The organism is Lysobacter daejeonensis GH1-9 (genome assembly GCF_000768355.1).
Classification (GTDB): Bacteria; Pseudomonadota; Gammaproteobacteria; order Xanthomonadales; family Xanthomonadaceae; genus Aerolutibacter; species Aerolutibacter daejeonensis.
The window spans coordinates 52,178-66,610 of record NZ_AVPU01000005.1; the positions used below are offsets into that span (position 1 = coordinate 52,178).

Below are 14,433 nucleotides of genomic sequence, written 5' to 3' on the forward strand. Positions count from 1 at the left end.
AAATTACCCCTATGGTCGTGAGGGTGGTGTTCACGGCGGGTGATGTCCGGGCCGGCCCGGAATACGTCGAAGCGGACTGTTGGTCGCCGGCTATTGCAGCGCTCTCGCTGGCACGCGATGCACTCGATGGGGTGGATCTTGCGCCCCTTCTCGGAGGCACGGGGCAGCGCCTCTGGTCGGGGAGGGGTTCGGGGTCGAACAGTCGCGACAGCGAAAGTCCCAAGGGGTTCCCCCGGCACGGAATGCCGACGGTATCCGCTCCAACGCGGCCGGGCCCGTATTCGGCCAGCCGGTCGAAGCGGCTCAGGTCGCCCGTTGCAGGACCAGGGCGTGGATGCGCGAGCCGGGCCGTAGCTCGCCGACGTGCAGGCATCCGCCCAGAGCGAGCACCCGGTCCCGCATGGTGGTCAGCCCCCGGCCCTGCAGGAAGCAATCGGCGCCGCCGATACCGTCGTCGCGCACGTCGATGAAAAGCCACAGCATGCCGTGGCGCTGCTCAGCGCGAAGGCGCACGCTGCAGCGCGACGCCCGCGCATGGCGGACCACATTGGTCACCGCTTCCTGCACCAGCCGGTAGGCGGCAATCAGCTGCGTGTCACTGAAGTCGCCGAGCAGCCGCGCATCGCCGGCCAGGTGGGTCTCGAAATGGAGACCGGCATCCTCGGCGAGCCTACGCACCGCACCTCGTTCGATGGCGGCATACAGCCCCATCTGGTCCAGCGCCGCAGGGCGCAGCGATTCCAGCACGCCGGAGATGTTCTGGCGCATGGCCTTGGTGAGGTCGAACAGCGGTGCAAGCGCGGCGGGCCTGCCGGCAGCATCGAAGTCGCGCTCGGCCAGCTTGAGGTGGGTCTGCAACGCAGTCAGGTTCTGGCCGAACTCGTCATGCAGCTCGCTGGCCAAGCGTCGCCTCTCGCGTTCCTCGGTGTGCAGGTTGCGCGCTGCCGCCAGGTACAGGTCGCGTGCCAACAGGTCGCTGCGCTCCCGCGCCTCGCGCAGTGTGCTCGCCTGCTGCCGGAGGTTGTCCATGCTTGCGCCCAGCAACAGCCCCATCGTGCCGGTGATGCCCAGGTAGGCCTGCATGCGGATCGGGTTGTACGCCGGTCGACCGAAATGGTCCTCCAGTGCGATGACCACGCTGGTGGCCAGGGTAGTCAGCAATGCCCCCCGCCAGCCATGCCGCATCGCGAATACCACCGTACCCACCAGCAGCAGCACGCGCAGCAGCTCGGACAGGTTGCTGCCGGGCTGTCGCAGCGCGACAAACAGGTACAGCGCGACCGCCGGCACGATCCACTGCAGCGCGCTCTGAAGGATGCGGGTTGATCCACCTCGGTTCTCCGCCGAAGTCAGCCAAGGCACGAAGGGCGCAACCAGCAGGATTGCGATGGCAGTGCCGAGCGCGTGGCTGATGACGAACGTGCCCAGGATCGCCACGTCGTCAGGGCCACCCAATGCGACGTAGTTGCCGCGCAGGTTGGCGCGAACGTCGCCCACGCGGCCTTCGGAAAGCACGTAGGCCAGATCCTTGCACGCCACCATCAGGCCGGAGACCAGGCCCCCAAGCAGCAATTGGACGATCCGCTCCGGTGGCATGGGGCCGGAGGGTGGCACTGCCAGCCTCCGCAGCACCAGCACCCCGGCCATCACCAGGAATGGCTCGAGCACGTTGCCGAGCACGTATTGCACCGGTCCTGGCCAATAGCCCAGGAAGCCATCCAGGATGTCTCCTGTGTGCAACGCGACGATGATGCCGTTCACATGGCGGGCCGCGACGGTGGCGGCGCACAGCCAGGGCCACCAGCGTCGCGGCAGCCACCACAAGGCGGCGAAGAGGGCGCCATTGGCCATCAGCCAGTGGAAGAAACCCACCTGCAAGAGCACCAGGTACAGCGTGCCCATCACGAAGAACAGGCCGCTGCCATACACCCAGTAGCGGGAATGCGGCACCGGCGTGTGATGCCAGGCGGAGTCCACTGGAGGGAGCGGCGGGTTCATCCCGCTAGCCTAGCGTGACCGGCCATGAAGGTGGATCTCGGGCCCGGAAAAGCGGAAGGCCGGCGTGTGGCCGGCCTTCCGAGAAACGCTGGGCCGATCAGCCCTGATTGGCGGGCGCCGCCGGAGCCGGCGTGGGCGCCTTGGCCGGCGCGGCGCTGGTAGCCGAGGCCTGCCAGCCGCAGGTGCGGCCTTCGTTCTGCTGCTTCAGCCAATCCTGCAGCGGGGCGAAGTACTCGAGCACGGCGGACGCATCCATCTTCTCGCCGCCAGTCAGTTCCTTCAGCGTCTTCTGCCAAGGCTGGCTGGCGCCCTTCGCCAGCATCGCCTGGAAGCGCTTGCCCGCCTCCGGATTGCCATAGAAGGAGCACTCGTGCAGCGGACCCTTGTAGCCGGCCGCATCGCACAGCGACTTGTAGAACTGGAACTGCAGCACGTGCGCCAGGAAATAGCGGGTGTAAGGCGTGTTGCCCGGCACGTGGTACTTGGCGCCCGGATCGAAGAAGTCCTCGCCGCGCGCGGTGGCCGGAGCCACGCCCTGGTACTTGGCCTTCAGCTCCCACCACGCCTTGTTGTAGTTGCCCGGCTTGATCGAGCCGTCGAACACGCCCCAGCGCCAGCGGTCGATCATCAGGCCGAACGGCAGGAACGACACCTTCGCCAGCGCCATGCGCATCTGCGCATTCACCAGTGCCTCGTTGCTCTGCTGCTGCTCGCCGACCAGGTCGATCGACTGCAGGTACTTGGGCGTCATCGACAACACGATGGTGTCGCCGATGGCCTCGTGGAAGCCATCATGCGCGCCCTGCTGGAACAGCGGCGGCAGCTTGTTGTAAGCCGTGTAGTAATACACGTGGCCCAGCTCGTGGTAGATCGTGGTGAAGTCTTCCTCGTTGGGCTTGATGCACATCTTGGTGCGCACGTCGCCGGCCATGTTCATGTCCCACGCGCTGGCGTGGCAGACCACGTCGCGATCACGCGGCTTGATGAACTGGGTCTTGGACCAGTAGCTCTCAGGCAGCTTGGGCATGCCCAGCGAGGTGTAGAAGTCCTGCGCGCGCTCGGTCATCGAACGCGCCACCGCGGTCTGCGCGGCGTGCTCGATCTCCGCCAGGTCCGTCGGCGAACGCTCGCCGGGGCGCTTGGCCAGTTCGGCATCGTAGGCCGTGCGGTACTGCGCCTGCAGCGCGCTGGTGATGTCCAGGCTGCCGGCGTTGGGGTACGGCGCCAGCACGTCCCAGAGGTTGCCCCAGTCCTGCTGCCACATGTTGCCCATCAGGTGTGCGGGCAGCATGCCGCCAGCCACGTGACCCTTGTCCGCGCCGTATTTGGCATCCAGGCGGGTGCCGGCGTAGCAGTGCAGCTGCTCGTACAGTGGCTTGACCTGGCCCCACAGGCGGTCGGTTTCCGCCGCGATCTCGGTGGGGGTCATGTCATAGCCCGAACGCCACATCTCGCCGGCGTCGGCAAAGCCCATTTCCTTGGCGCCCTCGTTCACCAGCTCGACGAAGCGGGTGTAGTCCTTGCGCATCGGCTGGGCAATGGTGTGCCAGCCCTGCCAGGCATCGAGCTGTGCGGTGTAGTCGCGGCTGTTGCGCAGTACGTCCTCAAGCTCACCCAGTTGGCGGCACTGCTTGGCTTCACCTTCACCCGTGCAGTACGTGCCCGAGCCGTACATACCCTCCATCTTGGTGGCGATCTTGGTCAGCTCGGCCAGCTTGGCCGGGTCCTTCGGCGCAGGCATCGCGGTGGCCAGCTTCAGCAGGTGGATGGCGCGCGCGGTCTCAGGCGACATCTCCTTGCCTTCGAACTTGCGTGCCTGCTCGATCCAGCTGTTGAGCTGCGTCAGGTAGCGCTCGTTGGCCTTGGCTGCCAGCAACTGGCTGTCGTCATTGATGTAGGTGGACGACAGCCATTGCGCGGCGGTCAGCTCCGGGTACATGGCCAGGTACTCGGCATTGACCCGGGCGATGAACTGGTCGGCGGTCTCGCCGGCTGGCGCGGTGGACGCGGCACCGCTCGGCGAGGGTTCCTTCTTGCAACCGGCCATGCCCAGCACGGCGGCGGTCACGCCGAGTGCTAGCAGCGTACGAATCGGGGTCATGCGCATGTTCCTCAAGGTGCGGACGCGCCGGGGCGCTGGTCCGCGAAGGCTAGAGGGCACTGGAGGATGGCGCAAGTCGCGCGGCGGCGGGGGCGGGGTAGCGTGACGCGGGGCACGTCGTGACCGTGCCTTGCATGATGCCCGCTGCGATGGGCATCACGTTGGCGCTACGTGTTGGCCGTTGGGTCGGGGCGGATCACGCCGGCAGGCTGGCGCGGCGGGCTTCGCGGTCGGCGAGGCCGCGTTCATGCAGCCAGTCCCAGGCCAACGCGGCGTCATCGTGGAAGTAGGCCGATGCCGAGCCCAGTCGGAACGTGTAGCCCCAGGCGTCCATGTCCGCGAGCACCCGTTCACGCCCCACGCCGGGCAGTTCATCGCCCAGCAACGCCTGCAGCACGCACACCGCATCCTCCTCCTCGATGGAATCGGTGGCGTCGGTATGTACCTGTGCCCGGCGCTCGGGGGGTAGCACGATCAGGTGGCAGGCTTCGTGCAACAGCGAGTGCACCGGCGTGTCCGCGCGTGCGTAGACCTGTGTGCCGATCAGCCCTGCTTCACATTCGCCCCAGTAACTGCCAGGAATGGGCTCGCCGTCCCCGACGCGATGCAGCGTCAGGCCATAGCGGGCAAGCAGGGCGACGGGCGCCTCGAAGCCGATGTCGGCCAGGGTGAGCATGGGACGGGGCGGTGGTCTCGAACCACCGCCTTGATCAGTCAGGCCTGCGCGGGGGTTTCCGGCAGTGCCACGGAGATGTCGAGCACCTTGTTGTCGCCTTCGCCGATCAGGTCCACCTTGACTGCCTCGGCGTCAACCTTCACGTACTTGCGGATCACTTCCAGCAGCTCGCGCTGCAGCATAGGCAGGTAATCGGGGCTGTTGCCACGACCGGAGCGCTCGTGGGCGACAATGATGCGCAGGCGGTCCTTGGCGACCGATGCGGTCTGCTTCTTGGTCAGCAGGAAATCGAACAGACCCATCATCAACCTCCGAAGATCTTGGCCAGGATGCCCTTCTTCTCAACGGTGACGAAGCGCATCGGGCGGCTGTCACCCAGCAGGCGGGCGACTGCGTCGTCGTAGGCCTGCGCGGCGTCCGACGTGGTTTCCAGGATCACCGGTTCGCCCTTGTTGGAGGCATTGAGCACGTCGCCCGACTCGGGGATCACGCCGACGGTCTTGAGGCCCAGGATCTCCTCGACGTCGCCCACGCTGAGCATCTCGCCGGTTTCCACGCGCTTGGGGCTGTAGCGGGTCAGCAGCAGGTGTTCCTTCACGCGGTCGCCGTTCTCGGCCCTCTTCGTCTTGGACGAGAGCAGGCCCAGGATGCGGTCGGAGTCGCGCACCGAGGACACTTCCGGGTTGACCACCACCACTGCCTGGTCGGCGAAGTACATGGCCAGGAACGCGCCCTTCTCGATGCCGGCGGGCGAGTCGCACAGGATGTAGTCGAAGCCTTCGTCGGCCAGGTCCTTCAGAACCTTCTCGACGCCTTCCTTGGTCAGTGCGTCCTTGTCGCGGGTCTGCGACGCGGCCAGCACGAACAGGTTCTCGAAGCGCTTGTCCTTGATCAGCGCCTGCTTCAGCGAAGCCTCGCCGTTGACGACGTTGACGAAGTCGTACACCACGCGGCGTTCGCAGCCCATGATCAGGTCGAGGTTGCGCAGGCCCACGTCGAAATCGATGACAGCGACCTTGTGACCGCGGCGCGCGAGGCCGCAGGCGATGCTGGCGCTGCTGGTGGTCTTGCCGACGCCGCCTTTGCCCGACGTGACTACGATGATTTCGGCCAAGTGATGTTCCTCCGGTGAAGCGGCGTCAATCCAACGCCGCGAGTTTGAGTTGCCCGTCTTCGAGCCAGACCTGCACGGCCTTGCCGTAGAGGTCCTTGGGGATGTCTTCCAGCACCTTGTAATGCCCGGCCACCGCGACGAGTTCCGCATGGAACTCGCGGCAGAAGATCCGGGCCTTCTCATTGCCTTGCGCGCCGGCCAGTGCGCGACCGCGCAGCGGGCCGTAGATGTGCACCGAGCCGTCGGCAATGACTTCCGCACCGGCCCCCACCGAAGACAGCACGGTCAGGTCGCGGTTGTCGGCGTAGACCTGCTGGCCCGAGCGCACCGGTGCAGCATGCATCATCCCGGGCTGGCCTGCATGCGGCGCTGCGGTGGCCTTGGCGGGGGCAGGTTCGGGTTCCGGGTCGCGCCGGGCCGGAACCGGGGCGGGAGGCGCCTCGTCGCCGCGCTCGTACTGGGCGCGGAACTTGGCCAGCAGCGGCAGGCCCAGGGCCTCGGCCAGGCGTTCGGTTTCGCTGGTGCCGTAGGCGATGGCCACCGGCAGGACGCCTGCCTCGCGCAGGCCATCCATCAGCGCCTGCGCGGTCGCCGCGTTGGGCACCTGCGGCAGGCCACCGAAGTCCAGCACCACGGCGGCGCGCTGGAACAGCTTGGGCGCGCGCTGCACCCGGCTGCGCATTTCCTCGACCAATCGCGGCACATCCAGCGTGCGCACGCGCAGGTTGGCGATGCCCACCTGGCCGATCTTCAGTTCGCCTGCCTGTTCGTAATCGAACGCGTTTGCACTCATGGGCACGTCCCCGTGAGCCGCCGCGCGGTGATCGCACTGCGTGGCTGGGTGATCCAGGGCTCATGGGGAAGGGCATCGCCGTAGGTCTCGTGGACCCACGCATAGCTGCACAGGGGCTTCATCAGCATCGCGGCGCGCACGCCGGTTTCCTCCATGAGGTGCTGGCCGACTTCGCGGAAACCGAAGCTGCCGTGGAACAGCAGCACCGGGTCGTTGGTGCCTTCGAGGAACACTTCGCACGCCATCTGCGGGTAGCGCAGTTCAGCGTAGCTCTGGGCGTCGGCATAGAACGCGCGACCCACGCCGCCGCCGCGGCGACGGCTGGCCACCACGATGCGGTCGATGTAGAAGAACTCCGGGTACCGCTCGCGGAACCAGCGGAAGTTGCTGCTGTCGTGGTTGGCGTGGCTGCCGAACCCGATCAGGAAGCCGGCGAGCGTGCCATCGCGCTCGGCGACGCGGAAGTACTCGGCGTTCTCGTAGAGGTGGCGGAGTCTTGCGGCATCCAGCGGTAGGATCGCAGGTCCGGCGGCATTGTTCAGTGCTAGGACGGAATCCAGCTCGTGCTCACGCACGTCGCGGACGACGATCGACATTCCGGGCTCCAGTGTTTCGTGGGGCGGGGCATGGTGCTGCCCGGCGGTCGCGATTATCGCATGGTCCCAGAACCGGAGCGACCGGGGCGTGGGCGCCCGTCCCGGGAAGATTTCCCTGTTCAGCCATGACTTTCGGGCGGCACGGCGGCGCCGGGATGCCGCTACGATGCGGATATGCTCGCCCGCCTGAACCATTCCCGACTGCTCCGCTACGCCGGTCTTTTCACCTGGGCGATGGTGGGCTGGTGGCTGTTGTCGGTGTGGCTGGATCCGGCCTTCTTCTCGCCCGAACTGGCCGAGCCCGGCGAGCCGGTGTTCGACCCCCGCGGCCGGGTCCTGCGCTGGGTCGCCGCCTATCTGGCCTTTGGCGGCGTGTACTGGTGGATGACCCGGTCATTGGGCCAGCGCGTGGCCGGCTACGTCGACCACCTGCTGCTGCTGGTGTTGACCGTCTGCGCCATTGCCGTGGGCTTCTTCTCCGGCTCCGGGCTGGGCAGCGCCCTGCTCATGGTCATGGCCGGCCTGCTGCCGTGGCTGCTCAACCTGCGGGTGGCCATTGTGTGGCTGGTGGCCAGCAACCTGGCCATCATCCCTGTGTTTGTCGAGGCGCTGGACTTCCCGTTGCTGATCGCAGTGATCCAGTCGCTGCTGTACATGGGTTTCTCCAGTTTCGTGTTCGTGACCGCGCTGGTGGCCAAGCAGCAGGCGCAGGCCCGCGAGGAGCAACGCCGCCTCAACGCCGAACTGCGTGCCACCCGCCTGCTGCTGGCCGAAAGCGCCCGCATCAACGAGCGCACGCGCATCTCGCGCGAGCTGCACGACCTGCTGGGCCACCACCTGACCGCCCTGAGCCTCAACCTGGAGGTGGCCGGGCACCTGTCGGAGGGGCGGGTCAAGGAGCACGTGCAGCAGGCCCACACCCTGGCGCGCCTGCTGCTGACCGACGTCCGCGAGGCGGTCAGCACCCTGCGCGAGAGCGGCTCCATCGACCTCTCCGCCGCCCTGCGGCCACTGGCCGAGAACGTGCCGGCGCTGGACATCCGCATGGACATCGAGTCGCCGTTGACCCTGGATGACCCGGAGCGCGCCCACGTGCTGCTGCGCTGCACCCAGGAGATCATCACCAACACCGTCCGCCATTCCGGTGCCCGCCACCTGTGGATCGAGGCGCGGCGCGACGACGGCTGCGTGCACATCAAGGCCCGCGACGACGGGCATGGCGCCGACGCGCTGGTGGCGGGCAATGGCCTGCGGGGCATGCGCGAGCGCATCGCCCAATACGGTGGCACGATCGAAATTGAAACCCGGCCCGGGGCAGGCTTCCGCCTGGATCTCCGGTTGCCGGCCTCGGCGACGCAGGTCGCTGCTTGTGAAGGAGTCAGTGGATGATTCGCGTGTATTTGGTGGACGACCAGACCCTGGTGCGTCAGGGCGTGCGCTCGTTGCTGGCGCTGGCCGAGGGCATCGAGGTGATTGGCGAGGCCAGCGATGGCAAGCAGGCCGTCGAGGTGATTCCGCAGGCCAAGCCCGACGTGGTGCTGATGGACATGCGCATGCCGGTGATGTCCGGTCTGGAGGCGCTGCAGGCGCTGGCGCGCATCGGCCAGCTGCCGCCGACCATCATCCTCACCACCTTCGACGACGACCAGCTGGTGCTGGCTGGCTTGAAGGCGGGCGCCAAGGGCTACCTGCTGAAGGACGTGTCGCTGGAGCAGTTGGTCGGCGCGATCCAGACCGTGGCCGACGGCGGCTCGCTGGTGCAGCCGGCCATGACCCAGCGCCTGCTGTCGGGGCTGGAGCACATGCGCAACGATTTCGTCAGCCTGGACCGCCCGGACCCGCTGACCGAGCGCGAGACCGAGATCCTGCGGCTGATGGCCGGCGGCTTCTCCAACAAGGAGATTGCCAATTCGCTGGGCGTGGCCGAGGGTACGATCAAGAACCACGTGTCCAACATCCTGAGCAAGCTGGGCGTACGGGACCGTACGCGGGCCGTGCTGAAGGCGTTTGAACTGCAACTGGTGTGACCCGGGCGTGAAGTCCCGCGTGGCCATGGCCGGAACGTGAACCATGACCGCATCCGGGTATCTCGCCTCACCGCCCTGCGCTTGATACGATGGCAGGTCTGTGCCCAGACCCGCCCCGGGCAACGGCCCTGGAGAACCTGAATGACCCGTCTGCTTGAGATTCTGATTTCGCTGGCGATTGTCGCCGCGCTGTTCCTCGTTGTCGGCATCGTGCTGCCGTCGAGCCGCCACCTTGAGCATTCGGTGGAAACCAACCGCAAGATGTCGATCGTGTATGACACGCTCAACAGCCTGCGCCGCTTCAAGGACTGGAACCCGCTGGTGCTGCGCGACCCGGCCGTGAAGCTGTCGCTGTCGGGCCCGGAAGCAGGCGTCGGTGCGCGCCTGGACTACGACTCGCAGGAGCGAGGCATTGGCCAGGGCAGCTGGACCCTGGTCGAGAGCGAGAAGAACAAGCGCATCGCCTATGACCTCGAGACCGTCGAGCCGGGCCGCAACAAGCGGATGGAGTTCCTGCTGCAGCCGACCGGCCGCAACAACCGCAACGTGCAGATCACCCAGACCTTCGATATCGACTACGGCTGGAACCTGCTGGGCCGTTACGCCGGCATGTACGTCGGCAGCAACGTCGGCGAAGACATCAAGATGGGCCTGACCCGCCTCAGCAACATGCTGGCGACCGTGCCCAACTATGACTACAACGAGCTGGCCAAGGTTGATGCCGCCGCCGCGCCGAAGCTGGCCGAACGTGGTGCCGAGAACGTCCTTGTCGTGACTGCTGCCGTCGAGCGCAACAACGAGAAGGTGCAGTCCACGATGAACAACAACATGCAGTGGATCACCAAGGTGATGGCCGCCAACGGCCTCGAGGCCGCCGGCCCGGTGCGCGTCGTGACCAACGAGTTCGGCTCGCAGACCTACTCGTTTGACGTGGTGCAGCCGGTCCGCAAGGCCGGTGCCACCGGCAAGCTGGACATCAAGCTCGAGGGCCCGGTGACCGCCAACTACACCGAGCCGACCAAGATCGCCGTGACTCGCTTCAAGGGCCACATGGCCAACCTGAACCGCATCCGCGACGCGCTGCGTGGCTGGGTCATGACCCGCGGTTACGAGACCACCGAGCGTCCGTACGAGAACTGGATCGGCGGCCTGGACAAGGGCTTCACCGAGGATGGCGAGTTCGAAGTGGTCTGGGCGGTCAAGTAAGTCCTCCACTCCGGCTCCCGGAACCAGAACGCGCCGCGCACTCCGCGGCGCGTTTTGTTTTGGGCGATGGAAAGTGCGCGGGGCTTGTTATCGTGGTCGGTGGAAACAACTGGAGTGGAAGCGATGCAGGCAAACCAGGGCGGGTTGAAGGCGCCGATGCGCGTGGTGACGGGACGTTGGTTGGCCGCTGCCGGTGCGGTGATGGCCGCACTTGCGGTGGGCCTGGCGGCCTATGCCTCCCACGGCGCGGAAGGCGAGGCGCAGGCACGATTGCAATCGGCGGCCCTGTTCCTGTTCGGGCACGGCGTTGCGCTCGCAGCACTGGCTCCGCTCGCGGCGGGTCGCCCGTGGCGGGTGCTGGCATTGGCGGGCCTGCTGCTGGGCACGGTGCTGTTCTCCGGGAGCCTGGTCATGAACGTGCTGCACCAGTGGCCCACGGCGCTGGCGCCGATGGGTGGAACGCTGATGATGGCGGGTTGGCTCGCTTGGGCCGTGGCCGCCGTACGGCAGTGAGGTTGGCATGGCACGCATCGCACGCGGATTCGACACCGAGGCGGCCTTCGACCACCTGGCCCGGCGCGACCGCAAGCTGGGTGCCTGGATGCGGCGAATGGGACCGATCCCGGCCGACCCCCGCTGGCGCAAACCCTTTGACCCGGTGGATGCGCTGGCACGCGCGATTCTCTACCAGCAGCTGAGTGGCAAGGCGGCCGCGACCATCGTGTCGCGCGTGGAGGCCGCCATCCAGAACGACCGATTCCACTGCGACACCTTGGCGCGCTGCGACGACGCGACCCTTCGCGCGTGCGGGGTGTCGGGAAACAAACTGCTGGCGCTGCGCGATCTCGCGTTGCGCGAGTCGCGGGGCGAAATTCCCGATCTGCGGCAAATGGCCGGCATGGACAACGACGCCATCGTCGCCGCGCTGGTGCCGGTGCGCGGCATCGGTCGATGGACGGTGGAGATGATGCTGATGTTCCGGCTGGGCCGGCCTGACGTGCTGCCTGCGGATGACCTGGGCATCCGCAAGGGCGCGCAGGTCGTGGACAGGCTGGACGAGATGCTCAAGCCCAGGGAGCTGGTGGAGCGTGGCGAGAAATGGGGGCCTTATCGCACCTATGCCAGCTTGTATCTGTGGCGCATCGCCGATGCGGACACCAAGGCTGCAGCGCCGACGAAGCGGTCCCAGGATTGAGTGCGAGGGTTGTCCGAGTCGCGGCGTTCAGCGCGGGGGCCACTCCGGCGCGTGTCGCGGTACCAAGGCATTGAGTGCGGCCAACAGGGCCTGTGGCTCTTGCAGTGAAAGCAGGAGGTGCGGGCCGTCGCGTTCGGGCAGCCACAGCACGCGGTGGCGCTCGGTAAGTAGATAGAAGCCTTTGCCCCATTGGCGGGTGCGAAACCAGCCGGTCTGGTATCCCGGCAGGGACGCCCCGAGGGTCATGCGGCCGGGGAGCAGCTCGCGTCGTGCGTCCAGGTCGATGATGCGCGCCCGCTCCAGTTCGATTGCCATGGCCGGCACGCGGCGGGTATTGAGCCCGGCCTTGATCACCAGCACACCGGCCTCAAGCGCGACCGAGCGGCGGAAAATCACCGCCCACAGGCCGATGAGCGCCAGCGCGACGCAACCGGCTGTCGTCCACTGCAAGTACCTTGGCATGTGGTCGGTGAGAGGTTGTGCGTTCGCGATCGACAGGGTCAGCGTGAGCGCGAGACTTCCCGTGAGCGCCGTCGCGGTGGCTGCGCGCCGCGGTTGGACCACGGCATGGCATTTGCGGCTGGCGCTGGGCGTGGTCATCGTGCGGGTCCCGTGCATGTCCTGAGCAGATTGTGGCGGGGGTGCGTCAGGAGCGTTGGCGCGGAGTTCAGTTCTGCGAAGCGCAAGCGCAGTGCCGCATGATCGCCATCACAATGTCGGCGGGTCGGTTGATCGCCAGCGCCAAGGCCACCGCCACCCCTCGCATGGAAGCCCTGTGCGGGCTGCGATAGCTGGACATGGTTTCCACGGACCCACGTTGACGCGCAACGCGCCAGCGCGGCTACGGGATTGGCGACGCCGGTGCCTCCATGCGCGCGGACTGCCGGCGTCCCTTCAGTGCCAGTGCCGGCTTCTCAATGAGCCACCACGAGGCGGCGGCGAGCGCCAACGCCGCGCCGCTGGCCAATGCGGTGTTCGCCGCCACGCCGGTAGCGCCAACCAGGAACGCCAGTTGCTGGGCCGGCCAACCATACAGGTACAAGCCGTAGGACAGGTCGGTGTGTCGAATGATCGGGCGCTGCCCGCGAAACGCCAGCCAGAACGTGCCGTAGGCCACCAGCGCGAAATAGGCCGGAATGAAGGCAGTGCCGCCGCGCGTGAGCGCCGCGACCGCCAGCAGCGCCAGTACCCACTTGCCATTGAGCGCGATCCGGTCGCGCAGCACCCAAGCCAGCGTGCCGGTGATGAAGAACGAGGTGACCCAGATCAGGTACACGATGTGCTCTGGCAGCGGGGCCGCGCGCCATGCATATGCGGCTGCACCGCCGAGCGCCAGCGCCCATGCGGGTAGGTAGCGGCGCGGGGCCAGCATGCCCAGCGCGCCGGCGACCAGCAGGGCCAGGTACAGGCGTCCTTCAATGGGCAGTGTCCAGAGCGAGCCGTTAACCGCCGTGCGCGGTAGTGCCTCGAACACGCCGGGCAGCCAGAATTCCGCACGCCACAGGGTCAGGTTCGAGAACAGGTATCGCCAGGTTTCGGGGTCGTGCCAATACCCGGCCGAGGTGGTGAGCCGCGGGCCGAGTACGAGCACGGTCAACGCCACGCAGACCGCCAGCGCGGGATAGATGCGCAGTGCGCGCGCAACCAGGAAGTCGCGTACCGAGTGGCGCGACAGGCTGGCCGCCACGAGGAAGCCGCTGATCAGGAAGAACACGTCCACCGCGAGGGCGCCCGCAGTACGCACGTGGGTCAATTGGCCGACCACGTCGCTGCCCGGGGTGCCCGTGATTGGCCAGGCATGGCTGTAGATCACCAGCCAGGCCGCAGCCAGGCGGATCAGGTGGAACTGGTTGATGCCCGTCTGCCAGGCGTCGCCAATTCGGCGGCTCATGCGACAGTCGCGCCGTGGCCGCGCCACGCCCAATGCCAGGGCTCGTAGACGATCCCGTACGGATTTTCCCGGGGGTAACTCATGTGGAACCCATATTCATTGGCATGCGCGCGCAGCCACGCGAACGCACCGGTGTGTTCAAAGGATTCTTCGGCCGGCGGTTCACCGGGCGTGCCGATGTCCAGGGCCAACCCGGAGTGGTGTTCGCTGAAGCCGGGCGCGGCGTTGACGTTGAGTATCTCATCCACCGAAAGGCCGCGCGCGCGTTTGCGTTCAAAGATGCCGAGCTGGTAGTCGTGGCTGCGGTATCCGGAAATGGCCTCCAGGAGCACGCCGTCGCGCATTGCGCCGTCGCGCATGTGCGCCCACGCGCGGGCTGCATCGTTGTGCAACCACAGCGGGCGGCGATAGCGGTCGAAGCCGGCGAAGGCCAGCCAGTCCGGTTCGGCGACAAGTGACAGGCCGGTACGCGTGGCATACGCGTCTTCCATCAGGCCCAGGAGGTCGAGACGCTCATGCAGGCGCTCCAGCGGCAGCGTGCGGACATGCTCCAGGCCCGCACGGCGATGCATGACGTCCGATGCCATCGCCTCGAGCGCGGCGTTCAGCCCCGGCTCCTGGCGCAATTGCCAGACCAGGGGCAACAGGCCCTCGGGCAGGTCAGCCGCGAGGTAGCGGCCGTCGCGCTTTCGACGCAGTACGTGGCGCGCCCGTGCGATGGCGCGCGCATCGTGGTTGCCATGGGCCTTGAGCAGGCCTGCGGGCCAGATCTCGATGTCCGGCGTGTTGATCAGGCGTTGGGGCAGGCCGCGCATGGGGGCAGGGTAGTCCTGGGT

At 67.1% G+C, this 14,433-nt stretch carries 16 protein-coding genes; 5 read left to right on the forward strand and 11 right to left on the reverse strand.

Annotated features, from left to right (window positions below):
* Window positions 1–303: 303 nt before the first annotated feature.
* The 7 genes from N800_RS04235 to N800_RS04265 form a co-directional block, all read right to left on the reverse strand.
* Window positions 304–1,998, reverse strand: coding sequence for a histidine kinase (locus tag N800_RS04235; RefSeq protein WP_036135264.1), 1,695 nt, complete (start codon window positions 1,996–1,998; stop codon window positions 304–306).
* Window positions 1,999–2,095: 97 nt separating this feature from the next.
* Complete coding sequence (locus N800_RS04240; RefSeq protein ID WP_425476497.1) at window positions 2,096–4,099, reverse strand: M2 family metallopeptidase; 2,004 nt, start codon at window positions 4,097–4,099, stop codon at window positions 2,096–2,098.
* Between the two features lie 196 nt (window positions 4,100–4,295).
* A complete protein-coding gene (locus N800_RS04245; RefSeq protein ID WP_036135266.1) occupies window positions 4,296–4,775 on the reverse strand; it encodes a hypothetical protein in 480 nt (159 codons plus the stop codon).
* A gap of 38 nt (window positions 4,776–4,813) precedes the next feature.
* Window positions 4,814–5,077, reverse strand: coding sequence for a cell division topological specificity factor MinE (gene minE, locus N800_RS04250; protein WP_036135267.1), 264 nt, complete (start codon window positions 5,075–5,077; stop codon window positions 4,814–4,816).
* A gap of 2 nt (window positions 5,078–5,079) precedes the next feature.
* On the reverse strand, window positions 5,080–5,889 hold the full coding sequence (gene minD / locus N800_RS04255) for a septum site-determining protein MinD (protein ID WP_036135268.1): 810 nt from the start codon (window positions 5,887–5,889) through the stop codon (window positions 5,080–5,082).
* 25 nt (window positions 5,890–5,914) lie between these two features.
* Window positions 5,915–6,682, reverse strand: coding sequence for a septum site-determining protein MinC (gene minC, locus N800_RS04260; RefSeq protein WP_036135269.1), 768 nt, complete (start codon window positions 6,680–6,682; stop codon window positions 5,915–5,917).
* Window positions 6,679–7,278 carry a GNAT family N-acetyltransferase gene (locus N800_RS04265; RefSeq protein ID WP_036135270.1) on the reverse strand — a complete coding sequence of 200 codons (600 nt, stop codon included), beginning with the start codon at window positions 7,276–7,278 and terminating at the stop codon, window positions 6,679–6,681. Before N800_RS04265 ends, minC begins: the two co-directional genes overlap by 4 nt.
* Before the next feature lie 174 nt (window positions 7,279–7,452).
* Here N800_RS04265 and N800_RS04270 point away from each other — a divergent pair, with 174 nt between their 5' ends.
* The 5 genes from N800_RS04270 to N800_RS04290 all read left to right on the forward strand — a co-directional run bounded on the left by N800_RS04270 (window position 7,453) and on the right by N800_RS04290 (window position 11,706).
* Window positions 7,453–8,667 (forward strand): sensor histidine kinase, encoded by a 1,215-nt coding sequence (locus N800_RS04270; RefSeq protein ID WP_036135271.1) that lies wholly within the window; start codon window positions 7,453–7,455, stop codon window positions 8,665–8,667.
* Window positions 8,664–9,305: a response regulator gene (locus tag N800_RS04275; RefSeq protein ID WP_036135272.1), complete on the forward strand. Its 642-nt coding sequence runs from the start codon at window positions 8,664–8,666 to the stop codon at window positions 9,303–9,305. Before N800_RS04270 ends, N800_RS04275 begins: the two co-directional genes overlap by 4 nt.
* A gap of 141 nt (window positions 9,306–9,446) precedes the next feature.
* Window positions 9,447–10,511 (forward strand): SRPBCC family protein, encoded by a 1,065-nt coding sequence (locus N800_RS04280; protein WP_036135273.1) that lies wholly within the window; start codon window positions 9,447–9,449, stop codon window positions 10,509–10,511.
* A 123-nt stretch (window positions 10,512–10,634) separates the two neighbouring features.
* Entirely contained in the window at window positions 10,635–11,024 is a 390-nt protein-coding gene (locus tag N800_RS04285) for a DUF423 domain-containing protein (RefSeq protein WP_232227542.1), read from the forward strand.
* Window positions 11,025–11,031: 7 nt separating this feature from the next.
* Complete coding sequence (locus N800_RS04290; RefSeq protein WP_036135274.1) at window positions 11,032–11,706, forward strand: DNA-3-methyladenine glycosylase family protein; 675 nt, start codon at window positions 11,032–11,034, stop codon at window positions 11,704–11,706.
* Window positions 11,707–11,733: 27 nt separating this feature from the next.
* Here N800_RS04290 and N800_RS15195 read toward each other — a convergent pair whose 3' ends face one another.
* From N800_RS15195 to N800_RS04305, 4 genes are all read right to left on the reverse strand, one after another.
* A complete protein-coding gene (locus N800_RS15195; RefSeq protein ID WP_052107907.1) occupies window positions 11,734–12,306 on the reverse strand; it encodes a hypothetical protein in 573 nt (190 codons plus the stop codon).
* Between the two features lie 67 nt (window positions 12,307–12,373).
* Window positions 12,374–12,505, reverse strand: a complete 132-nt coding sequence (locus N800_RS16425) for a hypothetical protein (RefSeq protein WP_269635125.1) — start codon at window positions 12,503–12,505, stop codon at window positions 12,374–12,376.
* Window positions 12,506–12,547: 42 nt separating this feature from the next.
* A complete protein-coding gene (locus N800_RS04300) occupies window positions 12,548–13,597 on the reverse strand; it encodes an acyltransferase family protein (protein WP_052107908.1) in 1,050 nt (349 codons plus the stop codon).
* Window positions 13,594–14,412, reverse strand: coding sequence for a M15 family metallopeptidase (locus tag N800_RS04305; protein WP_036135275.1), 819 nt, complete (start codon window positions 14,410–14,412; stop codon window positions 13,594–13,596). Before N800_RS04305 ends, N800_RS04300 begins: the two co-directional genes overlap by 4 nt.
* Window positions 14,413–14,433: the final 21 nt, after the last annotated feature.

Coding starts and splice junctions, on each gene's coding strand:
- N800_RS15195 (WP_052107907.1), bottom strand. CDS start 12,306: ATGACCACGCCCAGCGCCAGCCGCAAATGCCATGCCGTGGTCCAACCG.
- N800_RS04300 (WP_052107908.1), bottom strand. CDS start 13,597: ATGAGCCGCCGAATTGGCGACGCCTGGCAGACGGGCATCAACCAGTTC.
- N800_RS04275 (WP_036135272.1), top strand. CDS start 8,664: ATGATTCGCGTGTATTTGGTGGACGACCAGACCCTGGTGCGTCAGGGC.
- N800_RS16425 (WP_269635125.1), bottom strand. CDS start 12,505: ATGTCCAGCTATCGCAGCCCGCACAGGGCTTCCATGCGAGGGGTGGCG.
- N800_RS04235 (WP_036135264.1), bottom strand. CDS start 1,998: ATGAACCCGCCGCTCCCTCCAGTGGACTCCGCCTGGCATCACACGCCG.
- N800_RS04285 (WP_232227542.1), top strand. CDS start 10,635: ATGCAGGCAAACCAGGGCGGGTTGAAGGCGCCGATGCGCGTGGTGACG.
- N800_RS04290 (WP_036135274.1), top strand. CDS start 11,032: ATGGCACGCATCGCACGCGGATTCGACACCGAGGCGGCCTTCGACCAC.
- N800_RS04265 (WP_036135270.1), bottom strand. CDS start 7,278: ATGTCGATCGTCGTCCGCGACGTGCGTGAGCACGAGCTGGATTCCGTC.
- minC (WP_036135269.1), bottom strand. CDS start 6,682: ATGAGTGCAAACGCGTTCGATTACGAACAGGCAGGCGAACTGAAGATC.
- minE (WP_036135267.1), bottom strand. CDS start 5,077: ATGGGTCTGTTCGATTTCCTGCTGACCAAGAAGCAGACCGCATCGGTC.
- N800_RS04280 (WP_036135273.1), top strand. CDS start 9,447: ATGACCCGTCTGCTTGAGATTCTGATTTCGCTGGCGATTGTCGCCGCG.
- N800_RS04270 (WP_036135271.1), top strand. CDS start 7,453: ATGCTCGCCCGCCTGAACCATTCCCGACTGCTCCGCTACGCCGGTCTT.
- N800_RS04245 (WP_036135266.1), bottom strand. CDS start 4,775: ATGCTCACCCTGGCCGACATCGGCTTCGAGGCGCCCGTCGCCCTGCTT.
- N800_RS04240 (WP_425476497.1), bottom strand. CDS start 4,099: ATGACCCCGATTCGTACGCTGCTAGCACTCGGCGTGACCGCCGCCGTG.
- N800_RS04305 (WP_036135275.1), bottom strand. CDS start 14,412: ATGCGCGGCCTGCCCCAACGCCTGATCAACACGCCGGACATCGAGATC.